Source organism: Pseudomonas sp. Lz4W, assembly GCF_000346225.2.
Taxonomy (GTDB): Bacteria; Pseudomonadota; Gammaproteobacteria; order Pseudomonadales; family Pseudomonadaceae; genus Aquipseudomonas; species Aquipseudomonas paraversuta.
On record NZ_CP017432.1, the window covers coordinates 4,840,086 to 4,864,162 of the forward strand.

Below are 24,077 nucleotides of genomic sequence, written 5' to 3' on the forward strand. Positions count from 1 at the left end.
TCGCGCTCGCTGATATAACAAGAAATTTGGAGCTCTTGAATGTTTGCTTTCTTTCGACCTGCCGCACACCAGGCGCCCCTGCCTGAAGAAAAAATCGACAGTACTTATCGACGTCTGCGCTGGCAGATTTTCGCGGGTATTTTCTTTGGCTACGCGGGTTATTACCTGCTGCGCAAAAACTTCTCGCTGGCCATGCCGTACCTGATTGACGAGGGTTACACCCGGGGTCAACTGGGTCTGGCCATGTCCGCGATTGCCATCGCTTATGGTTTGTCCAAGTTCCTCATGGGGCTGGTGTCCGACCGCTCCAACCCGCGCTTCTTCCTGCCCTTCGGCCTGCTGATTTCAGCAGGCGTGATGTTCATTTTCGGTTTCGCACCCTGGGCCACCTCCAGCGTCACCATGATGTTCATTTTGCTGTTTATCAACGGCTGGGCCCAGGGCATGGGCTGGCCGCCAAGCGGTCGGACCATGGTTCACTGGTGGTCGCAGAAAGAACGCGGCGGTGTAGTGTCAGTCTGGAATGTGGCGCACAACGTTGGCGGAGGCTTGATCGGGCCGCTGTTTTTGCTGGGTATGGCCTGGTTCAACGACTGGCACGCGGCATTCTATGTACCGGCTACCGTTGCCCTGCTGGTCGCGCTGTTTGCGTTTATCACCATGCGCGACACCCCGCAGTCCGTGGGCTTGCCACCGATCGAGCAATACAAGAATGATTACCCGGCCGGTTACGACTCCAGCCACGAAGACGAATTCAGCGCCAAAGAGATTTTCGTCAAATACGTGCTGCGTAACAAAATGCTGTGGTACATCGCCCTGGCTAACGTGTTCGTTTATTTGCTGCGCTACGGCGTCCTGGACTGGGCTCCGACTTACCTCAAGGAAGCCAAGCACTTCACCGTGGACACCACTTCGTGGGCGTACTTCTTCTATGAGTGGGCAGGTATTCCGGGCACGCTGCTGTGCGGCTGGATGTCAGACAAGATCTTCCGCGGCAATCGCGGCCTGACCGGCATTGTGTTCATGTCCCTGGTGACCGTCGCCACGCTGGTTTACTGGCTCAACCCGCCGGGTAACCCGAGCATTGACATGATCGCGCTGTTCTCCATCGGCTTCCTGATTTACGGCCCGGTGATGCTGATCGGCTTGCAGGCCCTGGAACTGGCGCCGAAGAAAGCAGCCGGTACTGCCGCAGGCTTTACCGGGCTGTTCGGCTACCTGGGCGGTTCGGTGGCAGCCAGTGCGGCCATGGGCTATCTGGTTGACCACTTCGGCTGGGATGGCGGCTTTGTACTGCTGATCAGCGCATGCCTGTTGGCGATTGCGTTCATGATCCCGACCCTGCGCCACAAGAATGTCGCCAGTGCCGAGCGGGCAACCGACGCTTAAGACAACGACATGCAACGCTTGAGCCGCGCCTCCAGATTCAGATCTGGCATGGCGTGGCTACGCAGGGCGCTTACGGTCTGCTCGACATAATCGCGAGTAGTGCCGTAACGCCCGTTGGCGTTGGCCAGTACCTGGCTGAGTACACCGTCCGACAGGTTGCCCGCATAGCTGGGTAGATGTCGCTCCAGCACAAACCCCAATGCCTGCACCTGACTGCCATCCTCCAGCCGGCAGGTGAGCCAGTGCGGCCGATAAGACGGCACCGGCATTTCACGCAGCCACAGGGCATAGAGCGAGGCATCGAGGTTGTCTTCAGGCAGCCGATAGGCAAAACCGCTGCACGAACCGCCCCGGTCCAGACCAAACACCAGCCCCGGCCATTGCGGCGTGCCACGATGTTCGTGGGACCACAGATACAGCCCGCGATGATAGCCATGCACCCGCCCGCGCTTGCGCTCGACCGCCGAACACTCGGGGCGCCAGATCAGTGAGCCATAGGCGAATAACCAGACGGGGCCGCCTTGATGACAGGCCATGGTGGCTTGCAAGGATTGCTGAAGTTGTTCTGGGGTCAACGGCGCCCCAAGATCGAGTCGCGGAGGGTAATCCGGGTTTAAACACACAGATTCAATAACAGTCATAACTAAGGCTTTTGGATCCTGCTCGCATTACATGATGTAAACGAAAGTAACGACCTGAATGGTATAGCACTAAAAAGCAAATGACTTGCAGGTCCGGACCTGTGGCAACCTAGAAAAACCGGCCTGGCTTATTACACTTGTGTAAGGCGCAGGTTCAGGTAACTGGCACCACAGATCTCTATAGTGTTGCGCCCCAATATAATGACAGAGGCCACCCTATGAGAAAGTCAGGAATCTGTTGCCTGTTTATGTTGGCTCATGCCAGCTTTGCGCTGGCCCAGGATGACACGCAGCAAAAAGACAAAGACTTCTGGTACGTGCAGACCAGTGTCTATACCAGACACTTTTCGCCAGACCCCGAGCACAATAACAATCAGGATCTGATCGGCCTGGAATATAACGACGCTTCAGGCTGGCTTGCGGGCGGAGCAACTTTTCGCAATTCATTTAGCCAGCGCTCTTATTACGCCTATGCCGGCAAACGCTTTGACAGTGAAAACTACCCGGTCTATTTGAAGCTGACCGGTGGCTTGCTGGAAGGCTATCACGGCGAGTATCAGGACAAGATCCCGCTCAATCGCTTCGGAGTTGCGCCGGTGATTATCCCCTCGATCGGGGCCTATTACGGGCCCGTGGCGGCCGAGCTGGTGTTGCTCGGTTTCAATGCCGCCATGATCACCGCCGGACTGCGGATCTAAGGCTTGAAAACCTGCAGGAGCGAGCTGTAGGAAGCTCGCTCCTGCACAGATTTCAAGGGCGCGGGCAGTAGGCAAATACATCCGCGCGCATCTGGTGCGGGTCCATTCCGGCATTGACCAGTGCATCGAGGGTTCCATAGATCATCGCCGGGGAACCGCTGGCATAGACATGCACCGCCTTCAGATCGCTGATGTCTTCACACACGGCTTCATGCAACAGACCACAGCGGCCCTCCCAGCCACACAGGTCACTGACGACCTTGTGCAGGAACAGGTTGGGAATCTTCTGCCAGGCGTCCCATTCCTCCAGGGTGTAGAAGTCTTCAGGGCGACGCACCCCCCAATACAAATGCACCGGGTGCTGGAAGCCCTTCTCACGGCAATGCTCGATCAGGCTGTGCATTTGCGCCATGCCGGTACCGGCTGCGATCAGGACCAGCGGGCCGTCCGGCAACTCGGACAGGTGCGTGTCGCCAAACGGCAGCTCAAGGCGGACCATCCTGTTGCGCTGCAACTGCTCGATCAGGCTGCGGGCGCTGTCTTCGCGCACCAGTACGTGCAGCTCAAGATCACGCCCGGAGTGCGGGGCACTGGCCAGGGAAAAAGCCGATTTCTCGCCATTTTCCCGCTCCAGCATCACGTACTGTCCTGCGTGATAACGCGGCGGTTTGCCCGCCGGCGCACGCAAACGTACGCGCCAGACATCGCCGCCCATATCGACACATTCAATCAACTGACACGCCAGGCTACGCACCGGTAACTCTCCCAACGCAAGCACCCCGTCCCACAACACCACGCAGTCTTCAAGCGGCGCTGCCAGGCAGGTATAAAATTCGCCGTGATCGCGGACTTCTCCCGCCTGCTCCACCTGGCCTTCAACCAGCAAGGCCGCACAGACATGACAATTACCATTGCGGCAACTTTGCGGGCATTCATAGCCCAGGCGTTGCGCCGCATTCAGAATCCGCTCTCCAGGCAAAGTTTCCAGCACCGCGCCTGAAGGCTGCAAGGTTACACGCATCAATCTATTCCTAATTGATTCCAGATGTCATCGATCCGGCGTGTGACCGCCTCATCCTTGACGATGACCCGACCCCATTCACGGGTGGTCTCACCCGGCCATTTGTTGGTTGCATCCAGCCCCATTTTCGAACCCAGACCGGAAACCGGCGAAGCGAAATCGAGGTAATCGATTGGAGTGTTGTCGATCATTACCGTGTCACGCTTGGGATCCATGCGCGTGGTAATGGCCCAGATCACGTCATTCCAGTCCCGGGCATTGATATCGTCGTCTGTCACGATAACGAACTTGGTGTACATGAACTGGCGCAAGAACGACCACACACCCAGCATGACGCGCTTGGCGTGGCCCGGATATTGTTTCTTCATGGTCACAATGGCCATGCGGTACGAACAACCCTCTGGCGGCAGATAGAAATCGGTGATTTCCGGGAACTGCTTTTGCAGAATCGGCACGAACACTTCATTGAGCGCCACACCTAAAATCGCTGGCTCATCCGGTGGCCGGCCAGTGTAGGTGCTGTGGTAGATCGGTTTGATCCGATGGGTGATGCGTTCAACGGTGAACACCGGGAAGCTGTCGACTTCGTTGTAGTAGCCGGTGTGGTCGCCGTAAGGACCTTCGGGGGCCATCTCGCCAGGGTGGATCACGCCTTCAAGGATGATTTCGGCAGTGGCAGGCACTTGCAGATCATTGCCACGGCACTTCACCAGCTCGGTGCGATTGCCCCGCAGCAAGCCTGCAAAGGCGTACTCGGACAGGCTGTCAGGCACCGGCGTTACGGCACCGAGGATGGTCGCCGGGTCTGCACCCAGGGCCACCGCTACCGGGAACGGCTGACCCGGGTGTTTCTCGCACCAGTCACGATAGTCCAGCGCGCCGCCACGATGGCTCAGCCAGCGCATGATGACTTTGTTGCGGCCAATGACCTGCTGGCGATAAATACCCAGATTTTGACGGTCCTTGTTCGGACCCTTGGTCACGGTCAGGCCCCAGGTAATCAGCGGCGCCACGTCGCCCGGCCAGCAATGCTGAACCGGCAGCATGGCAAGGTCGACATCGTCACCTTCAATGACCACTTCCTGACACACCGCGTCCTTGACGACTTTCGGGGCCATGGCAATGATCTTGCGAAAGATAGGGAGCTTGGACCACGCGTCTTTCAGACCTTTAGGCGGCTCAGGCTCTTTGAGGAAGGCCAGCAGCTTGCCAATTTCACGCAACTCGCTGACCGACTCGGCCCCCATGCCCATGGCCACGCGCTCAGGCGTGCCAAACAGGTTGCCGAGTACCGGGATCGTATGTCCTGTCGGGTTTTCGAATAGCAGCGCCGGGCCCTTGGCCCGCAGCGTGCGGTCGCAGATTTCTGTCATCTCCAGCACAGGAGACACGGGAATCTGGATGCGTTTCAACTCTCCGCGCTGCTCTAACTGCTGCACGAAATCCCGAAGATCCTTGAATTTCATTGACGTTGGCACCCTCAAAATAGGCGTACATCCTACCTGCTATGGCGTGAGCTGGCAGCTTATCGCTGCTCAGCGGGCCGTATTCACCTCACTCACGCCGGTCAACTCTTGAGCTGCCGCCTCTTCGAACACCGGCGCCAACACTGGCAGCATTAACCGGGCACCCGCCTCTGACAGATGATTGTCGTCGGTGTACAACGAATGACCATCGCGCTGCGCACGACACAGACCCGAGGCGTCGCAAAGCGCCGGGGTCGGATCCAGCACCATGACACCGGCGTCAGCTGCTGCAATTTGCGCGAACAAGCGGTTAATGAATGCTTTTTGCTTGAGGTGGTCGGCCAATGGAAATCCAACGTCGGCTGTCGGTTTATGCAGCATGGCCAGGCGGCTTAGTCGGTACGGCGGATTGAACGGCTGCAGCGGTACATCTTTCATGAGCCAGACCCGATAGCCGGCCTTGCGCAACTGCTCCACCCTGGCCCGCACGCCGTCAGCAAGCCTCTGCTCGGCAACGGCTGGGTCATAACGGCCATCGGCACCCTTCAGTGCATGGCCGTGATCGCCCTTGGCGTCGCCATACAGGTACAGGCCCCAGCGGGCCACCAACAATACATCCGTGAACGGTTCCGTCTTCAGGGCCTGCTCCACGCGACGGTTGTAATTGGCACAGCGCTCGCCATGTTCCAACCCCTCAAGGGGCAAACAGCCCGCCGAACTGGCCAGCATCACGTTAACCCCGTGCTGCCGGGCGTTGGCGTCCAGCGCCGGAATCAATGCCGTGGCATGACTGTCCCCCCAAACCAGCAACTGCGCGGGCTCGAACCCGGAAGCGCTATTGCCGTAGCGGCAAAAAGGCGTATCGGCAGGGCTCTTGTCGTCGGTGATACAGGCCATCAACTCAGGACGCCAGTGGCTGGCATTGGCGTACTGCAACGCATGCTCGGACAAGCGGGACGGCAAACCGTCAGTCCAGCGCAGCGTTTGCCCGGCCAGCCCCAGTACCAGGATACCCAGACCCGCAGCGAGCAAAATCTGACGCCGCCCTGCCAACAATCGACGCTCACGAAACGGGGTTTCGATGTAGCGCCAGGACAAATATCCAAGTACCAGTGTCAGTGCGATCAACGCACCGGTGAGGACGGGACCTGGCTCATCCACATCGGCATAGCTGGCGAAAACAAACACCGGCCAATGCCACAGGTACCAGGAATACGAGATCAGGCCGAGCCCTACCAGCAGGCGGGAACTCAAAATACGCCCTACCCAGGTGCTGTGATGCTCATTGGCCCAAATCAGGGCAACCACACCCAGCACCGGCAACAGTGCTGCTGCTCCAGGGAACGGGGTGTTTTTGTCGTAAGCGAAAACCGCGATAAGGATCAGTCCGAGCCCGAGCAAGCTTATGCATTGCGCGGCGGCGGCTGTAAGGCGCGTCTTACTGACCGGTGCGACCGCCAGCATCGCGCCAGCCAACAGCTCCCAGGCCCGCATCGGTAACAGGAAAAAGGCCTTTTCAGGGTGTTGCGCAACAGCCCACACGCTTAATCCGAACGAGATCAGCAACACACCAAACAAGGCCAGACGCCAATGCCTGAAGCGACTGGCCAACAGGGTCAGCAGCAACGGGAAAACAATATAAAACTGTTCTTCAACCGCCAGCGACCAGGTATGAAGCAGCGGTTTTAAATCGCTGGCCACATCGAAATAGCCATCCTGGCGCATGAACAACAGGTTGGAGGCGAACATCACCTGGTATCGAACTGACTGGCCCAGTTGCTCGTAGTCCTTGGGTGCCATCAAGAACCAGCCCACCGCGAGCACGACTGCAATCATGGCGAACAGTGCGGGCAGGATACGCCGCGCACGCCGGGTCCAGAACTCGACGAAACTGAAGCGCCCGGCCTCGCGCTGGCGCCAGATGATCGAGGTGATCAGATACCCCGAGATCACGAAGAATACGTCGACCCCGACGAACCCGCCGGTCAGCCCCGGCACCCCGAAGTGAAACAAGACGACAGCAATGACGGCAATGGCGCGCAAGCCATCGATGTCCCGGCGATATACAAGAGAGCTCATCAATGTCCAAATCCAGAAATATTGTTTTTATTGACCGGTACCAGCCCAAAAGCTTCCTTTTAAATGCAAAAAAATGGCGCCCCTAGGGACGCCATTTTTTAAGACCCGAAAACGTATTACTTACGCTTCATCGACAAGAAGAACTCATCGTTGGTCTTGGTCTGCTTCAACTTGTCGATCAGGAACTCGATGGCTGCAACTTCGTCCATCGGGTGCAACAGCTTGCGCAGGATCCACATGCGTTGCAACTCGTCATCGGCAGTCAGCAACTCTTCGCGGCGAGTGCCGGAACGGTTGATGTTGATCGCCGGGAAGACGCGCTTTTCAGCGATCTTGCGGTCCAGAGGCAGTTCCATGTTGCCGGTGCCTTTGAACTCTTCGTAGATCACTTCATCCATCTTCGAGCCGGTTTCAACCAGCGCGGTAGCGATGATGGTCAGCGAGCCGCCTTCTTCGATGTTTCGCGCAGCACCGAAGAAACGCTTTGGCTTCTCAAGGGCGTGAGCATCGACACCACCGGTCAGTACCTTGCCGGAGCTAGGGATAACGGTGTTGTAGGCACGAGCCAGACGGGTGATGGAGTCGAGCAGGATCACCACGTCTTTTTTGTGTTCGACCAGGCGCTTGGCCTTCTCGATCACCATTTCAGCAACCTGCACGTGGCGGGTTGGTGGCTCGTCGAACGTGGAAGCAACCACTTCGCCACGAACGGTACGCTGCATTTCGGTAACTTCTTCCGGACGCTCGTCGATCAACAGAACGATCAAGTGCACTTCAGGGTTGTTACGCGAGATGTTGGACGCGATGTTCTGCAGCATGATGGTCTTGCCCGCTTTTGGCGGAGCAACGATCAGACCACGCTGACCTTTACCGATCGGGGCGCACAGGTCGATCACACGACCGGTCAGATCTTCGGTGGAACCGTTACCGATTTCCATCTTCATGCGTACGGTCGGGAACAGCGGGGTCAAGTTCTCGAAGAGAATCTTGTTTTTCGCGTTCTCTGGACGATCGTAGTTGATCGTGTCGACTTTCAGCAGGGCGAAGTACCGCTCGCCTTCTTTTGGCGGACGGATTTTACCGACGATGGTGTCGCCGGTGCGCAAGTTGAAGCGTCGAATCTGGCTTGGCGAGACATAAATATCGTCTGGGCCGGCCAGGTAAGAAGCGTCAGCGGAACGGAGGAAGCCGAAGCCGTCCTGGAGAATCTCCAGCACGCCATCACCGGAGATTTCCTCGCCGCTTTTCGCGTGCTTTTTGAGCAGGGAGAAAATCACGTCCTGCTTGCGCGAACGGGCCATATTTTCTATGCCCATCTGTTCGGCCAATTCGAGCAGTTCGGTAATCGGCTTTTGCTTGAGTTCAGTCAGGTTCATATAGGAATGACGTAATCATTTATGGAGGGGGAAATTAAGCTTTTGGCTTAATGAGGCCGCGCCGCAGAGAAGGCGACAGGATCGCGTACTAATTCGATAAGGAGTGCGTCGGCGACGGCTTGCAGGGGGCAGTGGAGAAACCAGTGCGGGGCCGAATGTACCACTTGAGTTTCATAGCGTCTAGTCCCTGAGCCATGAAAAAGCCCCGCATTTTGCGGGGCTTTTATCGACGCTTAAATGTTGGCGTCGAGGAATGCTGCCAGCTGCGACTTCGACAATGCACCAACCTTGGTGGCTTCGACGTTGCCGTTCTTGAACAACATCAGCGTTGGAATACCACGTACGCCGTGCTTGGCCGGGGTTTCCTGGTTCTCATCGATGTTCAGTTTGGCAATAGTCAACTTGCCTTTGTAAGTCTCGGCGATCTCGTCCAGAACTGGCGCGATCATTTTGCAAGGGCCACACCATTCAGCCCAGTAGTCGACCAGTACAGCGCCTTCAGCCTTGAGAACATCGGCCTCAAAGCTAGCGTCGGTGACGTGTTTAATAAGATCGCTGCTCATGGAAGTCTCCGTGGTTGTAAGCAAAAACGTAGCACATCATAGCTGTCATCACCGCGTTCAGGAAGCTGACCCTTGATTGACTCTTACTATAGAGCTGCTTGAGCAAAGGTATCGCCCGTACCTTTGCCCCGGCGCCATCGACGGGACGGGCCCGATTGCGGCGACCCATGAAATGCGCTTCGCCCGGGAAGTCGGGGACAAACGGGGGGTTTATGCATCAGGGTAAAGCCCACGGAGCTGGCGAATTTCATCGGCACCAACCCGCTGCAGGAACGAGCCTGCTCGCGAGCCGTGCAAAGGGATTAACAGCACGCTTCTACAAAAAAGAAGAATCGCACAGCAAAATACGAACCCGCCGGGAGCAGCTAACGTCATTGCTTACGTGCGCCACATCAATGCATCTGATACTACGCGTTGGCGCGAGCGTTTGATCGTGGCACGATGGCGAAGTTATCGACCGAGACCCTTCAACCATGCCCCAATCCCAAAGCAAGAATCCATCCCTGATCGCCGCTATTGATCTGGGTTCTAACAGCTTTCACATGGTGGTGGCCAAGGCCCAGAACGGAGAAATCCGTATCCTGGAGCGACTTGGTGAGAAGGTTCAATTAGCTGCCGGCATCGACGAAGAACGCAAACTCAACGAAGAATCCATGCAGCGCGGGCTTGATTGCCTGAAGCGCTTTGCCCAACTGATCAACGGCATGCCGTTGGGTGCCGTGAGAATCGTGGGCACCAACGCCCTGCGAGAAGCCCGCAACCGCAACGAATTCATCGTGCGCGCAGAAGAGATCCTGGGGCACACCGTCGAGGTCATTTCTGGCCGAGAAGAAGCGCGCCTCATCTATTTGGGCGTATCGCACACCCTCGCCGATACTCCGGGCAAACGCCTGGTCGCTGACATCGGCGGCGGCAGTACCGAATTCATTATCGGCCAGCGCTTTGAACCGCTGCTGCGCGAAAGCCTGCAAATGGGCTGCGTGAGTTACACCCAGCGCTATTTCCGCGACGGTAAAATCACTCCGGCCCGTTACGCCCAGGCCTATACCGCTGCCCGCCTCGAAATCATGAGTATTGAGCACGCGCTGCACCGCCTGACCTGGGACGAGGCTATCGGCTCCTCCGGCACCATTCGCGCCATCGGCCTGGCCCTCAAGGCTGGCGGACACGGCAACGGTGAAGTCAACGCCGAAGGGCTGGCCTGGCTCAAGCGCAAACTGTTCAAACTGGGCGAAGCGGACAAAATCGACTTTGAAGGCATCAAGCCTGACCGTCGTACCATTTTCCCGGCGGGCCTGGCGATTCTTGAGGCCATCTTTGACTCCCTCGAACTGCAGCGCATGGACCATTGCGACGGCGCGCTACGTGAGGGCGTGCTGTATGACCTGCTGGGCCGTCATCACCATGAAGACGTGCGTGAGCGCACCCTCAGCTCGCTGATGGACCGCTACCACGTAGATCGCGAACAAGCCGCAAGGGTCGAGCGCAAAGCGCTGCGTGCCTTCGATCAAGTGGCCAAGTCATGGGAGCTCAAGGACGGGATCTGGCGTGAACTGTTGAGTTGGGCGGCCAAGGTGCATGAAGTCGGGCTGGATATCGCCCACTACCACTACCACAAACACGGCGCCTATCTGATCGAGCACTCCGACCTCGCCGGGTTCTCCCGTGAAGACCAGCAAATGCTCGCGCTGCTGGTACGCGGCCATCGCCGTAATATTCCCAAGGACAAATTCGCCGAGTTCGGCGCCGAAGGCATCAAACTGATTCGCCTGTGCGTGTTGCTGCGCTTTGCGATTTTGTTCTACCACATCCGTGGCAATCAGGAAGCGTCGCAGGTGAAGCTGCGTGCCGAGGGCGACCATCTCGAGGTGATCTTCCCCGAAGGCTGGCTGGAGCAAAACCCCTTGACCCAGGCCGACTTTGAGCAAGAAGCCCAATGGCTGACCCGGGTCGGGATTGTTCTGACAGTGTCCTGATCAAGCAAACACTTCTGCAGAAACCAGCTTGCCTGGCGATGGTATCAACGCGGTGCTCAAGAATAACCGCGGCGTATTCATCACCAGGCTGGCAGGCTGCTGCAGGGCCGGGGTTTACACCGATGGGCCGGTGCTCACCGTCAACACCGGCAGGCTCAGACGCTCCAGCAGGGTTGCCTGGGCACTGCGCGGGTTTTGATTCCCGGTGGGCGTGTTACGAATGTAACGGCCGTCCGATTGCAGGCTCCAGCTGTGGGTGTTGTCCGTCAGATAGCATTCCAGCTCCTTCTTGACCCGCAGAATCAGCTTTTTGCCCTCCACCGGGAAGCAGGTTTCGACCCGCTTATCCAGGTTGCGCTCCATCCAGTCAGCGCTCGACAGGAACATCTGCTCTTCGCCGCCATTGAGGAAGTAGAACACCCGCGTGTGCTCCAGGAAGCGACCAATGATCGAGCGCACATGAATGTTGTGCGAGACCCCCGGAATACCCGGCCGCAGGCAACACATCCCGCGCACTACCAAATCGATCCGCACCCCGGCCTGGCTGGCCTTGTACAGCGCCCGAATGATTTTCGGGTCGGTCAGGGAGTTGAACTTGGCGATGATATGCGCAGGTTTGCCCTCCGACGCGAACTGGGTCTCACGGGCAATCATGTCGAGCATGCCCTTCTTCAGGGTGAAGGGTGCATGCAAGAGCTTTTTCATGCGCAAGGTCTTGCCCATGCCGATCAACTGGCTGAACAGCTTGCCGACGTCTTCGCAGAGCGCGTCATCCGATGTCAGCAAGCTGTAGTCGGTGTAGAGCTTGGCGTTGCCCGCGTGGTAGTTACCGGTACCCAGGTGCGCATAACGCACGATCTCCCCCGCCTCACGGCGCAGAATCAGCATCATTTTGGCGTGGGTCTTGAAACCGACCACGCCATAGATCACCACGGCACCGGCAGCTTGCAGGCGGCTGGCCAGCTGCAGGTTGGACTCTTCGTCAAATCGCGCACGCAGCTCCACAACGGCAGTCACTTCTTTGCCGTTACGCGCAGCATCCACCAGCGCATCAACGATTTCAGAGTTGGCACCGCTGCGATACAGGGTCTGGCGCACAGCCAGTACATGCGGGTCTTTGGCGGCCTGACGCAACAAATCAACCACAGGGGTGAACGACTCAAACGGGTGCAGCAGCAAAATATCCTGCTTGCTGACGACGCTGAAAATGTTCTCGCTGTTCTGCAACAGCTTCGGAATCGCCGGAGTGAATGGCGTGTATTGCAGCTCGGGATGGCTGTCCAGACCGGTGATACTGAACAGGCGCGTGAGGTTTACCGGGCCATTGACCGTATACAGCTCGGTCTCATGCAGGTTGAACTGCTTGAGCAGGTAATCGGACAGATGTTTGGGGCAAGTGTCGGCCACTTCCAGACGCACCGCATCGCCATAGCGACGCGAGAACAACTCGCCACGCAGGGCGCGGGCCAGGTCTTCTACATCTTCAGTGTCCACCGACAGGTCAGCGTTGCGGGTCAGGCGGAACTGGTAGCAGCCCTTGACCTTCATGCCCTGGAACAGGTCATCGGCATGGGCATGAATCATCGAGGACAGGAACACGTAGTTGTCCCCTGTACCGCCGACGTCTTCAGGCAACTTGATCACCCGCGGCAACAGGCGCGGGGCCGGGATAATTGCCAGACCCGAATCACGGCCGAAGGCGTCGATGCCTTCCAGCTCGACGATAAAGTTCAGGCTCTTGTTGACCAGCAACGGGAACGGATGCGTCGGATCAAGGCCGATCGGGGTGATGATGGGCGCAATTTCGTCGCGGAAAAACTTGCGCACCCAGGCTTTGATCTTGGTGTTCCAGTGGCGGCGGCGAATGAAGCGCACCTGATGCTTTTCAAGCTCGGGCAACAGGATATCGTTGAGGATCGCGTACTGGCGGTCGACATGGCCATGTACCAGCTCACTGATCCGCGCCAGCGCCTGATGCGGCTGCAGGCCGTCAGCGCCCGCCTGCTCACGGGCGAAGGTAATTTGCTTCTTCAAGCCCGCGACACGAATCTCGAAAAACTCATCCAGGTTGCTGGAGAAGATCAGCAGGAACTTCAATCGCTCCAACAACGGATAGGACTCATCCAGCGCCTGTTCCAGCACGCGAATGTTGAATTGCAACTGCGACAGCTCGCGGTGGATATACAGACTGCTGTCATCCAGACCCGGAATGGCAATCGTCGGGTGCGCCGCAGGCGCCTCAGGCACGACAGCGACGTGACCTTGCGGCACGGGCGGGGTCTGAGCGACCGGTTCAACAACCGGCTCGGCCTCTGTAGCAACGAGTTCTGTCTGTCCTTCGGTATTCATTGAGTGTTCCTGTAAGAGCGGGTTTGACTCTCGTAACAGTTAAGCGGCGCGTGCAATCGAGCTGCCAGAATGCCACCAACGCCAGTGGGTTTAAACCGCTCGAAGTCGCTTTATGCGGGCTGGAGCCGAGTTAGAGGGTGATTTGTCGAAATTGTTCTGAGCTATGGCCGCGATCTTCAGTGAGCCGGCCTGCCGGCGACCGTGACTGCCCGGCGTTGCAGGATCGTGGGCCTGCCAGCCGCCACAGGTTGAGCACTCAAAACAGCTACGCGCGATGGTTATATCCACCCGCCATGAACACTAGATGACAACACCAATGATGTAAGTCAAATACACACCATTTGTAGGAATTGTTAACGCCAAGACACATTTCGATACTTTCCTGAATGTCCCTTAAGGCGTAGGCTGCGCGTTCATTTCGCCAGCATCCAGACAATGCTCCAACAATTTCTTCAAGAGTTTGGCTACTTCGCCCTGTTCCTTGGGACGTTCTTTGAAGGTGAGACCATTCTGGTTCTCGCAGGCTTCCTGGCGTTCCGCGGATACATGGACCTCAAGCTGGTGATGATCGTGGCATTCCTCGGCAGTTATGCCGGCGACCAGCTGTGGTACTTCCTGGGGCGCAAGCACGGCCGCAAATTACTGGCGCGAAAACCGCGCTGGCAACTCATGGGCGACAAGGCACTGGAGCACATTCGCAAGCACCCGGATATCTGGGTCTTGAGTTTCCGCTTCGTCTACGGCCTGCGTACCGTCATGCCTGTAGCCATTGGTCTGTCGGGCTACCCGCCGGGCCGCTACTTGCTGCTCAACGGTATTGGTGCAGCCATTTGGGCCATTGCCCTGGCAACCGCCGCCTACCACTTCGGTGCCGTGCTTGAGGGCCTGCTGGGCAGCGTCAAGAAGTATGAGCTATGGGTGCTGGGCGCCTTGCTGGTACTGGGCCTGGGCTTGTGGGCGCGTCGGCGCTTCAAAAATGCCCGTCTGACCAAAAAGGCTGCTCTCGAAGAAAAAATCCGGGCCGCTGAAGAAGCTAACAACCCGCCAGCTGAGTAACCCGGTTTCTGCACATATAGAGACCGGCCACGCTTAACAGGCTGTAGCTGAACAGGCCGGCCCAGCCCAGTGCGCTGGCCGGCCATAGTCCCGCCCACGGGGCGAGCCACAGCAGTGGCAGGTTCAGCGCCAGGCGCAGCCATTCAAGCTTCAGTGCCCAGGGCCGGTTCTCCAGCCCGGCCCCCAGCACAAACAAACCCAGCCCCATATATCCCCACCCCAAAATCAACGCCGGCGGCGGCAAAGTCTCGCCCAGATTCAGCAGATAACTGCCGAGCGCCACATAGACCACAAATTGCAGCGCGATATACAGCTGCTGGCGAGGCGGCAATGCCACTTCGAATTTCTCGAACTGGCTCAGGTCCGACTTGTGCAGCGGGTACCTCGCGGCGACATCCGCAGGCCGCCAACCGGTGGGCATAAACCAGATACGCAACTTGTCCCGCCAGCGTTGGGTGCGCCGCGCATCCGCCAGCAACTGACCATAGAACTGCCAGTTGGCCCACAGCGGATTCCAGCTCTTGAGCGGTGTCGTGACCCCGAAAATCACTGGCTCGGCGTCGTCCTCTTCCTGAAAGGTACCAAACAGGCGATCCCAAAAAATGAACACCCCGCCGTAATTGCGATCCATGTAGAGAGCATTTTGCGCATGGTGAGCCCGGTGATTGGACGGCGATACAAAGAACCACTCGAACCAGCCCAACTTGGGGATATGCCGCGTGTGGACCCAGAATTGATAGAGCAGATTGAGGGTCGCCACCGTAACGAACACCAACAACGGCACCCCCAAAACGGCCATTGGCAGGTAGAAAATCCAGCCAAATATAAAGCCGGTACTGGTCTGGCGCAGGGCCGTGGACAGGTTGTAGTCCTCACTCTGGTGATGCACCGAGTGCGCGGCCCACAGCACGTTGCGCTCATGCCCCAGACGGTGATGCCAGTAGTAACAGAAGTCGTAGAATACAAAGGCAAACAGCCAGACCCACAGGCTGTCTTCAGGCAGTTCGGTAATTGCCAGATATTTCAGGGCGACGCCGTAAGTAACCAGTCCTACACCCTTGGTCAGCAACCCGGTGGTGGTCGACAGCACCCCGGTGCTCAGGCTGTTGATCGTGTCTGCAAGGCGATAGGTAGGCATTGCACGCCAGCGGTCGACCAGCAACTCCACCGCGATCAGCACAAAGAAGAACGGCACTGCATACAGAATCAGCTTCATTGCACACCTCACCCCAAGATCAACCAAGCGTAGGCGTTCCCGGGACAACCCCCTATGGCGTCAAACGCCAAATCAGGCGACATTAACGCCACGAACAAGGAGACCCAACATGACCCACAAAAAAGTTGCCGTGATTCTCTCTGGCTGCGGCGTCTACGACGGTGCCGAGATCCACGAAAGCGTCATCACCCTGCTGCGCCTGGACCAGCGCGGCGCCAAAGTGCAGTGTTTCGCACCCGACATCGCCCAGCATCATGTGATCAACCACCTGACCGGCAACGAGATGCCCGAGTCGCGCAACGTGCTGGTGGAGTCGGCGCGGATCGCGCGCGGTGAAATCAAGGATATTCGTGAAGCCAATGTCGATGACTTTGATGCGCTGATCGTCCCGGGCGGGTTTGGCGCGGCAAAAAATCTTTCTGACTTTGCCGCCAGGGGCGCCGAATGCACCGTGCAACCTGACGTGCTGGCCCTGGCCGAAGCCTTTGCCCAGGCCTGCAAGCCAGTGGGGTTGATGTGTATCTCTCCGGCCATAGCCGCCAAGATCTACGGCCCTGGCGTGACCTGCACCATCGGCAAAGACCCTGAAACAGCAGCAGCCGTGGGCAAAATGGGTGCAACCCACAAAGAGTGCGAAGTGACTGACATTGTTGAGGACAAAGCCCGAAAACTGGTCAGCACCCCGGCCTATATGCTCGCCCAATCGATCAGCGAAGCAGCTTCAGGCATCAACAAAATGGTCGACCGGGTACTGGAGCTGACCCACGAGGCCTGATCAGCCCCGCGCCAGCCGGGTCAGGATCCGGTCCAGTGAATTGGCGAACGCCTGTTTTTCGCGTTCGCCATAGGCGCCCTGCCCGCCGCCCATCTGGCCTTGCTCGCGCAGATCAGTAAACAGATTACGCACCGCCAGCCGCTCGCCCATGTTTTGCGGGTCAAACTCCTTGCCCCGCGGGTCCAGCGCGGCCACGCCCTTCTTCACCAGCCGGTCGGCCAAGGGCACATCGCTGCAAATCACCAACTCACCGGGCACCGCGTGCTCCACCAGATAATCATCCGCCGCATCCGGGCCGCTGGGCACCACAATCAGTTTGACTAGCGCGTACGTCGGCTTGACCTGGCTTTGCCCCGCCACCAACACCACCTCAAACTGACGTTTGAGCGCGAATTTGATCACTTGATCCTTCGCGGCCTTGGGGCAAGCATCTGCGTCAATCCAGACACGCATGGGGAAACTCCTTTATCAAATGACTTGCAGGCGCGAGCTGTTGAAAGCTCGCGTCTACAAGATATGGGGGCAATTACGCGGTGTGCACGGGGCGCTTGCCACCCGGCTTGCTGCGGCCGTAGAGCACAATAATCGCCACGATTGCCAGCGCCTGCGCGCCCAGCGAGTAAGCATCGGCATGAATGCCCAGCCAGTCAAACTCGAAGAATGCCACTGGCCGCGTGCCAAAGATCCCGGCTTCTTGCAGTGCTTTGACGCCGTGACCGGCGAACACCACCGACAGTGCGCACAGCAATGCGGCATTGATGCCGAAGAACAGGGCCAGCGGCAATTTGGCCGAGCCGCGCAGGATAATCCACGCCAACCCCATCAACAGCACCAGCGCCGTGGCACCGCCCGCCAATACCGCGTTGTGGCCTGCCGGACCTGCTTGGAGCCACAGGGTCTCGTAGAACAGGATCACTTCGAACAACTCCCGGTAAACCGAGAAGAACGCCAGGATCGCAAAGCCGAAACGCCCACCACCACCGACCAGGCTGCTCTTGATGTAGTCCTGCCACGCTGCCGCATGGCGGCGGTCGTGCATCCACACCCCCAGCCACAGCACCATGACGCTGGCAAACAAGGCCGTGCAGCCTTCCAGCAGTTCGCGCTGGGCGCCACTGACATCAATCACATAGGCCGCCAACGCCCAGGTCGCAAGGCCTGCAACCAGAGCCAGGGCCCAGCCCGCATTGACGCTGCGCACCGCCGATTGCTGGCCGGTGTTACGCAGGAAGGCGAGGATCGCCGCCAGCACCAGAATCGCTTCCAGGCCTTCGCGCAGCAGAATCAGCAAGCCCGAGATAAAGCTCAGGGACCAGCTCAAGCCATCGCTGCCCAATAGCCCGGCAGACTGCTTAAGCAAGGCTTTGGCCGCGTCCAGACGCTGCTCCACCTGTTCGGTGGGCAAGCCGTCCTGCAACGATTGCCGATAAGCCATCAGGGCTTTTTCGGTACTTTTACGCACGTTGCTGTCGACGTTATCCAGCGAACTTTCGACCAGCTCAAAACCTTCCAGGTAAGCCGCTACCGACAAGTCGTAGGCTTGTTCGCGATCACCGGCACGATAGGCCGCCAGGCTTTTGTCGAGGGTTTGCGCGGTGTAATCGAGCAACTGCGCCGGGCCGCGCTTGACCTGTGGTGGCACGGCGCGCTGAGCACGGAAAGTGGCGGTCGCTTCAGGCCCCTCAGCAACCAGCACCTCGTTAGGTGTGAGACGGGCAAGGTCTGCCAGGTTGTACGTCTTGTCCGCTTTGGCAGCCGTCGGATTGACACTCAACCCCGCGATATAGGTCGCCAGGTCCCAACGCTGACGCTCATCCAGCTGATCGGCAAACGACGGCATATCCGTGCCTTCAATGCCCAGGCCCAGGGTGTTGAAAATCCCATAGAGGCTCAGACGATCAAGGCGTTGTGCATCGCGCAGGTTGGCCGGTGGTGGCGTCATGCCGACGCCTGCCGGGCCATCGCCAGCCCCGGTCGGGCCATGGCACACCGAACAATGCTGGGCAAACAATGGTGCACCGCGGGTCGGATCCGGGGTGATGACAGGGGCCTGGCTGACCTCGTAGGCCAGTGCCAGTCTGGCGCCCAACTGGCGCGCCTCGCGGGCCACGCTCACACCATCGGTACGCTGCTCAATGGCTGACTGCAAGGCACTGACGCCCTGCACCAGTTCCGCACGCTCAGGGCGTTGCGGCAAGTCTGCGACCAGACCCTTGAGAACCGTCAAAAACTCCAGCTGTTCGCGGTACTCGGTGTCATCGATGACCTTGCCATCTTCAACTGTAGGCGGGTAGTCCGCACCGATGTAGTCGATCAGATGCAGCGCTTGTGAGGCGCCTTCCGGGGAGTTGGCAGACACAGCAAGGCTGCACAACGCGAACACTGGCACTATCAGCCAGGCTAAAAAACGCGAGCGGGCGGTCATTAATAAATCCGGATGGAAATGAGAAGTAACACATTGTTCACTTCCAATGACCGTGACTCAAGATCTTTAGCTGGTGGCGCGATGCAGCGTCGCCAGAAAGCCTGCCGCACCGACGAACAAACCGGCAAAAGTGCGGTTCATGCGCCGCTGTTGTGTGGGCGTGCGCAGCAAGCGCAGGACTTTCGAAGCCAGACCGGTGTAGCCGGCCATGACGATAAGGTCGACACAAATCATGGTCACACCCAGGGTCAGGTACTGGCTCACCAGAGGTGCACTCGGGTCGACGAACTGCGGCAGGACCGCAAGCATGAATACCAGCGCCTTGGGGTTGCTGACGTTCACCAGAAATCCTCTGAAGATCAGCGCCAGCGGCTTGCCAATGGGGCGCACGGCAGCGTTATCGCTGAGGTCCGCAGGCAATGCACGCCATTGTTTGACCGCGAGGTAAACCAGGTAAGCCACGCCAAACCATTTGATCGCATAGAAAGCGGTGGACGAGGCGGCGAGCACTGCGCCAACACCGGCGGCAATAATCGCAATCTGCAATGCCAGACCCAGTTGCAGGCCCAGGGCGTTCCAGTAACCACGCCAGAAACCGTACTGCAGGCCACACGACATCGAAGCAATAGCACCCGCACCGGGCGACAGGCTGATGACCCAGCAAGCAGCGAAAAAGGCCAACCACGTTTCCAACGACATCCCACACCTCGGACAAATGCTGTAACAAGTCCTTAAGCTAATGCGCTGGCTGAAAATTGACCACTGATTTTTGTAGTTGGCCGCTACCTGTGGGAGCCGGCTTGCCGGCGATGCTCACGACACGGTCTGACCGGGCTGCTGCAGGGTGCTATCGCTGGCAAGCCAGCTCCCACATCGGGCAGGGTCAAAGATCGCCTTCGCGCCAGCGCCGTACAGAGCGCTGGAAGAACAGGCTGTTGGGCACTTGCACCATGCTGCTGCCACTGCCGGATTCTGCAGGCTCGATCAGGGTGGTGTAGAGCAGGTTGATGGCCACGACCCGGCCTTTGACCCCTGGCTTGTCCAGGGTGTCGAGCAGTTCCACCACGTCGCCAATCCGAAACGGGCCCACGGTGAAGATCAACACCGCACACAGCAGGTTGGACAGCACGCTCCACATGGCGAAGAAGGCAATCGCCGCAACCGCGACAAAACCCGAGAGGGCCGTCCACAGCACCGTGGCCGAAACGCCGAGGCGCTCGAGAACGAAGATCAAGGCACTGCCCATGATGAACCAGCGCAAGCCGCCCCGCAGCGGCATCAGCAGCTGCGGCGGGAACGGATAACGCTCGCTCAGTCGGGTCAGGAACCGGGCCACGATGCGCTGCGAGAAGTACCCCGCCAGCAGGATCAGCAAGATCTGCAGGGCAAGCCACAGCGGGGCTATCAGCTCGGCGGGGACTGGCAAATGCAGGGCTTCCATCAGGACAGGGCTTCCAGCTCGGCCTGCAGGGTTTCCAGCAGCTCCAGGGCTTCCATCCAGCGCTCTTCGAGCTGACCTTCCAGCTGTTTGAGCTTGGCCTGATCGGCCAGCAACTCGCGCAATTCGTCTTTGCGCGCGGCTTCGTAGACGCCGCTGTCGCCCAGACTGGCTTCAATTTTGGCCAGTTTTTCATTGACCTTGCCCAGTTCGCTTTCAAGCTTGTCAGCTTCGCGCTTGTGCGGTGCCAACTGCTGACGCAGCGCTGCAGCAGCCTGACGCTGAGCCTTTTTATCGGTCTTGTCAGGATTGACCGGCGTGTTGCTGGCCGGCGCGTTGCGCAAGCGATAATCAGCCAGCCAGCGGGCGTAGTCTTCGAGGTCGCCGTCGAATTCCTGCACCTTGCCGTCTGCCACCAGCAGGAACTCATCCGTGGTGCTTTTGAGCAAATGCCGATCGTGGGACACCACCAGTACCGCACCGCTGAACTCTTGCAGAGCCATGGTCAGCGCCAGACGCATTTCGAGGTCAAGGTGGTTGGTGGGTTCGTCGAGCAGCAGCAGGTTCGGCCGGCCCCAGGCGATCAGCGCGAGGGCCAGACGGGCTTTTTCGCCGCCCGAAAAATTCAGTACCGGCTCGTCGATGCGCGCACCACGGAAGTCAAAACCGCCCAGGAAGTCGCGCAGGGTTTGCTCGCGCTCGGCCGGCGCCAGACGCTGCATGTGCAACAACGGGCTGGCTTTTGAGTCCAGCGAGTCGAGCTGATGCTGGGCAAAATAGCCGACAACCAGGTTCTCGCCTCGGGCCAGACGGCCCGACAACGGCTCCAGCTCGCCTGCGAGGTTTTTGATCAAGGTCGATTTACCGGCGCCGTTGGGGCCGAGCAAACCGATACGGGCGCCCGGGACCAACTGCAGCTTGACCTTCTCCAGGATGGTTTTGTCGCCATAGCCCAAACGGGCATCGGACAAATCCAGCAGCGGGCTGGACAGTTTGACCGCCTCGCGGAACACGAAATCGAACGGCGAGTCGACATGGGCCGCGCTCAGCTCTTCCATGCGTTCCAGGGCTTTGATCCGGCTCTGGGCCTGACGTGCCTTGGTGGCCTGGGCCTTGAAGCGGGCAATGTAGCTTTCCATGTGCGCACGTTGCGCCTGCTGCTTCTCGTAGGCCTGTTGCTGCTGGGCCAGACGCTCGGCACGGGCGCGTTCGAAGGCGCTGTAACCACCGCGGTAAAGGGTGATTTTGCGCTGGTCAACGTGGGCGATGTTGTCGACCACGGCATCGAGGAAGTCCCGATCGTGGGAGATCAGCAGCAAGGTGCCCGGATAATTCTTGAGGAAGTCTTCGAGCCACAGGATGGCGTCGAGGTCCAAGTGGTTGGTCGGCTCATCGAGCAGCAACAAGTCGGACGGGCACATCAAGGCCTGCGCCAGGTTCAGGCGCATCCGCCAGCCACCGGAGAAATCGGCTACCGGCCGATCCATCTGTTCGTTGGTGAAGCCCAGCCCGGCGAGCATTTTGCGGGCGCGGGCATCGGCGGTGTAGCCGTCCGCGCTGTCCAGCTCGGCATGCAGGCGCGCCTGTGCGGCGCCATCCTCGTCGGCTTCGGCCTTGGCCAGATCGGCCTGCACCTGGCGCAGGCGCAAGTCGCCATCGAGCACGTAATCGATCGCGATGCGGTCGAGGGTGTCGATTTCTTGCCGCATGTGGGCAATCCGCCAGTCGGCCGGCAGCAGACAATCCCCGGAATCAGGCGTCAACTCACCCAGCAACAAGGCGAACAAAGTGGATTTACCGGCGCCGTTGGCGCCGACCAGACCGGCTTTGTGGCCGGCGTGCAGGGTCAGCTCGGCGTCTTCTAGCAGACGTTGCGGGCCACGCTGTAAAGTCAGGTTCTGAAGTCGGATCATAATGGCGGCGGAGTCTACCAGCTTCCCTCTCAACTGGCGCGAATTGCACTATGCAGAATGACCTGTGGAATTACTGTTTGAACCTCTATGCCCGGCCCGGGGTAGAGCAAGCGTGTCTGAGCCTGCAAGCGCAGGGCCTGGATGTGTGCCTGTTGCTCTGTGCGGCCTGGTTGCAAGAGCGCGGGGTGGCTTGCAGCGAAGCGCGCCTTGAACATTTAAAAGTCTGCGCCGGGCCATGGCAACGCGAAGTGGTGCAACCGTTACGCCAGCTGCGGATCCGGTGGCGCGATGCGGCCGCACAGGATGATTCGCTGAGCGCGCTACGCATGCAAGTCAAGGCTTTGGAACTGGAGGCTGAGCGTACGTTGTTGCAACGCCTGGAGGCGGCAACACAATGCTGGTCGTCAACCCGGTCCGGGGACAATTGCGACTGGTTGAACAAGATGGCGAGCAGTGCCAGCCATCCTGATTGCGACGCGCTGCACAGGCTGCGCGCCGCAATCAACCGCGCTTAGGAAGCGCTGGAGGGGGTTGTAGCCGGGGTTGCTGCAGGTGCCGGAGTTGGCGCCGGCGCAGTGGCCACTGGTGCCGCAGCGGGGGTTGTAGCCGGTTTGGCAGCAGTGGCGGCCGGCTTGGCTGCCACAGGCTTTTTAACAGCCGGTTTGGCTGGTGCCTTGGCGGCTGGTTTAACCACAGGCTTGGCCGGCGCTTTGGCGGCTGCGGCAGGCTTGGCGGCAGCAGGTTTGGCGGCGGGCTTGGCCGCTACGGCAGGCTTGGCTGCTGGTTTGGCCGCAGGCTTGGCGGCAGCGGTTTTGGCCGCAGGTTTGGCCGCGACTTTGGCAGGGGCTTTAGCCGGTGCTTTGGCCGCAACCGCTTTGGTCGCTGCCGGCTTGGCCGCAGGTTTTGCAGCAGCTGTTTTAGCGGCTGCTGGCTTGGCGGCAGGGGCTTTGGCTGCTACCGGCCTGGCCGCAGGTTTCACTGCGGGCTTTTGTGCAGGCGCTTTGGTGGCTGGTTTGGCGGCTGCTTTGACCGGAGCCTTCGCGGAGGATTTAGCGGAGGCTTTTGCTGCCGATTTTTTGCTCGACGCTGCAGGCTTGGCATCGCGAGTCGACAGGGCTTTGCTTACTGCCTCTTTGACCCGGCCAATGCCCTGGGCCAGTTTCAGGCTTTCCTGGGCATCGCTTTTGAGCTGCAGGATGTAGGTGCGGGTTTCGGTCTGACGGTCCTTGAGTGTATCGAGCAGATGCTCGAGCTCTTTAACCCCAGCCTTGGCTTTGGACTGCGCCTTGGACTTGCCTGCGTTAGCAGCGTCCTGCAGTTTTTCACGCGCCTTGTGCAGTTTTTCCTGAGCTTTGCCGCGCTGTTTTTCAAGCTTGGCGAGCAGTTTCTCAGCATCAGCCAACGCTTGAGAACAAGCGTTTTCCAAATGCTCAAGCAGACTGCCTGAGAGCTGTTGGAGCAGGTGCAACGGCGTATTAACAGGCTTCTTGTTGGCCGACATGGTTTACCTCCTGGCTGAAGTGAGTGCGGCTCATACTAGACCTCTGTAGTAAGCGCCGCTAGGGCATGTTGACACTAACGATAGCTGTGGGTTGCATGGCACTGAGAAACTTGTGCCAGATCAATCTTTAAGCTGCGCCCCGAGTAATTCTGTCGGGTGGCCAAACGTTTTTAAACCCCGAATAAAATCCGGAGT

The 24,077-nt window shown here is 58.9% G+C and carries 20 protein-coding genes; 6 read left to right on the forward strand and 14 right to left on the reverse strand.

The genetic code is table 11. The features are described from left to right. The first annotated feature begins 39 nt into the window (after positions 1-39). The gene (gene glpT / locus B195_RS22045) at positions 40-1,389 is read left to right on the forward strand and encodes a glycerol-3-phosphate transporter (RefSeq protein ID WP_003438307.1); all 1,350 of its coding nucleotides are present in this window, start codon (positions 40-42) and stop codon (positions 1,387-1,389) included. On the opposite strand, the gene B195_RS22050 is transcribed toward glpT, so the two are convergent. Next, a complete protein-coding gene (locus B195_RS22050; protein ID WP_003438305.1) occupies positions 1,386-2,030 on the reverse strand; it encodes a gamma-glutamylcyclotransferase in 645 nt (214 codons plus the stop codon). The two genes, glpT and B195_RS22050, sit on opposite strands and share 4 nt — an antisense overlap. A 248-nt stretch (positions 2,031-2,278) precedes the next feature. Here B195_RS22050 and B195_RS22055 point away from each other — a divergent pair, with 248 nt between their 5' ends. Further along, positions 2,279-2,728: a hypothetical protein gene (locus B195_RS22055; protein ID WP_003438304.1), complete on the forward strand. Its 450-nt coding sequence runs from the start codon at positions 2,279-2,281 to the stop codon at positions 2,726-2,728. Positions 2,729-2,780: 52 nt separating this feature from the next. Here B195_RS22055 and B195_RS22060 read toward each other — a convergent pair whose 3' ends face one another. From B195_RS22060 to trxA, 5 genes are all read right to left on the reverse strand, one after another. Then, a complete protein-coding gene (locus B195_RS22060) occupies positions 2,781-3,749 on the reverse strand; it encodes a CDP-6-deoxy-delta-3,4-glucoseen reductase (RefSeq protein ID WP_003438302.1) in 969 nt (322 codons plus the stop codon). Next, the gene (gene ubiD, locus B195_RS22065; protein WP_003438295.1) at positions 3,749-5,215 is read right to left on the reverse strand and encodes a 4-hydroxy-3-polyprenylbenzoate decarboxylase; all 1,467 of its coding nucleotides are present in this window, start codon (positions 5,213-5,215) and stop codon (positions 3,749-3,751) included. Before ubiD ends, B195_RS22060 begins: the two co-directional genes overlap by 1 nt. Before the next feature lie 69 nt (positions 5,216-5,284). Beyond that, positions 5,285-7,294, reverse strand: coding sequence for an acyltransferase family protein (locus tag B195_RS22070; protein ID WP_003438293.1), 2,010 nt, complete (start codon positions 7,292-7,294; stop codon positions 5,285-5,287). Between the two features lie 116 nt (positions 7,295-7,410). Continuing rightward, complete coding sequence (rho, locus tag B195_RS22075) at positions 7,411-8,670, reverse strand: transcription termination factor Rho (protein WP_003438291.1); 1,260 nt, start codon at positions 8,668-8,670, stop codon at positions 7,411-7,413. A 233-nt stretch (positions 8,671-8,903) separates the two neighbouring features. Next, positions 8,904-9,233 (reverse strand): thioredoxin TrxA, encoded by a 330-nt coding sequence (trxA, locus tag B195_RS22080; protein ID WP_003438289.1) that lies wholly within the window; start codon positions 9,231-9,233, stop codon positions 8,904-8,906. 473 nt (positions 9,234-9,706) lie between these two features. Here trxA and ppx point away from each other — a divergent pair, with 473 nt between their 5' ends. Next, complete coding sequence (ppx, locus tag B195_RS22085) at positions 9,707-11,209, forward strand: exopolyphosphatase (RefSeq protein ID WP_003438287.1); 1,503 nt, start codon at positions 9,707-9,709, stop codon at positions 11,207-11,209. A 114-nt stretch (positions 11,210-11,323) separates the two neighbouring features. On the opposite strand, the gene ppk1 is transcribed toward ppx, so the two are convergent. After that, on the reverse strand, positions 11,324-13,558 hold the full coding sequence (gene ppk1 / locus B195_RS22090; RefSeq protein ID WP_003438285.1) for a polyphosphate kinase 1: 2,235 nt from the start codon (positions 13,556-13,558) through the stop codon (positions 11,324-11,326). A 435-nt stretch (positions 13,559-13,993) separates the two neighbouring features. Here ppk1 and B195_RS22095 point away from each other — a divergent pair, with 435 nt between their 5' ends. Next, on the forward strand, positions 13,994-14,614 hold the full coding sequence (locus B195_RS22095) for a DedA family protein (RefSeq protein ID WP_003438283.1): 621 nt from the start codon (positions 13,994-13,996) through the stop codon (positions 14,612-14,614). Here B195_RS22095 and B195_RS22100 read toward each other — a convergent pair. Beyond that, positions 14,592-15,830 carry a sterol desaturase family protein gene (locus B195_RS22100; RefSeq protein ID WP_003438282.1) on the reverse strand — a complete coding sequence of 413 codons (1,239 nt, stop codon included), beginning with the start codon at positions 15,828-15,830 and terminating at the stop codon, positions 14,592-14,594. The two genes, B195_RS22095 and B195_RS22100, sit on opposite strands and share 23 nt — an antisense overlap. A gap of 109 nt (positions 15,831-15,939) precedes the next feature. Here B195_RS22100 and elbB point away from each other — a divergent pair, with 109 nt between their 5' ends. Next, positions 15,940-16,605: an isoprenoid biosynthesis glyoxalase ElbB gene (gene elbB, locus B195_RS22105; protein WP_003438276.1), complete on the forward strand. Its 666-nt coding sequence runs from the start codon at positions 15,940-15,942 to the stop codon at positions 16,603-16,605. On the opposite strand, the gene B195_RS22110 is transcribed toward elbB, so the two are convergent. The 5 genes from B195_RS22110 to B195_RS22130 form a co-directional block, all read right to left on the reverse strand. Continuing rightward, the gene (locus B195_RS22110; RefSeq protein ID WP_003438273.1) at positions 16,606-17,058 is read right to left on the reverse strand and encodes a YaiI/YqxD family protein; all 453 of its coding nucleotides are present in this window, start codon (positions 17,056-17,058) and stop codon (positions 16,606-16,608) included. It lies immediately after the preceding gene. Positions 17,059-17,131: 73 nt separating this feature from the next. After that, a complete protein-coding gene (locus B195_RS22115; protein WP_003438271.1) occupies positions 17,132-19,030 on the reverse strand; it encodes a cytochrome c/FTR1 family iron permease in 1,899 nt (632 codons plus the stop codon). A 66-nt stretch (positions 19,031-19,096) separates the two neighbouring features. After that, positions 19,097-19,729: a LysE family transporter gene (locus B195_RS22120; RefSeq protein ID WP_003438269.1), complete on the reverse strand. Its 633-nt coding sequence runs from the start codon at positions 19,727-19,729 to the stop codon at positions 19,097-19,099. Between the two features lie 184 nt (positions 19,730-19,913). Further along, positions 19,914-20,471: a mechanosensitive ion channel family protein gene (locus B195_RS22125; protein ID WP_003438267.1), complete on the reverse strand. Its 558-nt coding sequence runs from the start codon at positions 20,469-20,471 to the stop codon at positions 19,914-19,916. Continuing rightward, positions 20,471-22,381, reverse strand: coding sequence for an ATP-binding cassette domain-containing protein (locus tag B195_RS22130; protein ID WP_003438265.1), 1,911 nt, complete (start codon positions 22,379-22,381; stop codon positions 20,471-20,473). Before B195_RS22130 ends, B195_RS22125 begins: the two co-directional genes overlap by 1 nt. Before the next feature lie 50 nt (positions 22,382-22,431). On the opposite strand from B195_RS22130, the gene B195_RS22135 reads away from it, so the two are divergent. After that, positions 22,432-22,896: a TIGR02444 family protein gene (locus B195_RS22135; protein WP_003438262.1), complete on the forward strand. Its 465-nt coding sequence runs from the start codon at positions 22,432-22,434 to the stop codon at positions 22,894-22,896. Here the strand turns inward: B195_RS22135 and B195_RS22140 are convergent. After that, the gene (locus B195_RS22140; protein ID WP_003438258.1) at positions 22,893-23,882 is read right to left on the reverse strand and encodes an AlgP family protein; all 990 of its coding nucleotides are present in this window, start codon (positions 23,880-23,882) and stop codon (positions 22,893-22,895) included. The genes B195_RS22135 and B195_RS22140 overlap by 4 nt on opposite strands. Positions 23,883-24,077 lie beyond the last annotated feature (195 nt).